Below are 581 nucleotides of genomic sequence, written 5' to 3'. Positions count from 1 at the left end.
CTTACCTCTCTGAAGGGTGAGTCCAGTCAAAAGCCTTTAATGGGGCATCAACTGGTGTATGAGATAATGCATTGGTGAAATTTGAAATAAGTTTGCAAGCTAGGCCTGTCAACACTTCAAGCGCATGCCGCTCTGTGTATCCTACCGTTAGAAAGTTCTGCAACTTTTCATCACCTATATGACCACGATTATCTAGTAGCTCTTTAGTAAAGACATGCAACGCTTGTAGTTTGACATCAGGTAACTCATTTCCTTCCCGTAGTGCTTCAATAATGCTTTCTGGCATATTAGCTGATTTCATGATCCACGTATGACCAGGAACGCAATAGTGACAGTTGTTTTCAAAGTTTGATGTCATCAGAACCACTTGAGCTTCGAGTGGACTGAATAGTGTACTTTGCGTGAATAACTCATAAGTCTTCAAATAAGCTTGATAAGTTGCAGGAGCATCTGCTAGCACTTTATGTAAATTTGGAATTAAACCAAGTGATTTTTTAGATTGCTCCATCATTTGCTTTGATGCTTCTGGTGCTGTTTCAATATTGTGGTAGTTAAACATAATAATTCTCTCGGTTTATTAT

At 38.7% G+C, this 581-nt stretch carries 1 protein-coding gene; it reads right to left on the bottom strand.

Annotated features, from left to right (window positions below; translation table 11 throughout):
- Position 1: 1 nt before the first annotated feature.
- Positions 2-559 carry a carboxymuconolactone decarboxylase family protein gene (locus AB4486_RS23605; protein WP_055024802.1) on the bottom strand — a complete coding sequence of 186 codons (558 nt, stop codon included), beginning with the start codon at positions 557-559 and terminating at the stop codon, positions 2-4.
- Positions 560-581 lie beyond the last annotated feature (22 nt).

The sequence above is a fragment of the Vibrio sp. 10N.222.55.C6 genome, assembly GCF_041473395.1.
In the GTDB taxonomy this organism is placed as follows: domain Bacteria; phylum Pseudomonadota; class Gammaproteobacteria; order Enterobacterales; family Vibrionaceae; genus Vibrio; species Vibrio crassostreae_C.
This window is presented reverse-complemented; position numbering and strand designations above follow the sequence as displayed.

Coding starts and splice junctions, on each gene's coding strand:
- AB4486_RS23605 (WP_055024802.1), bottom strand. CDS start 559: ATGTTTAACTACCACAATATTGAAACAGCACCAGAAGCATCAAAGCAA.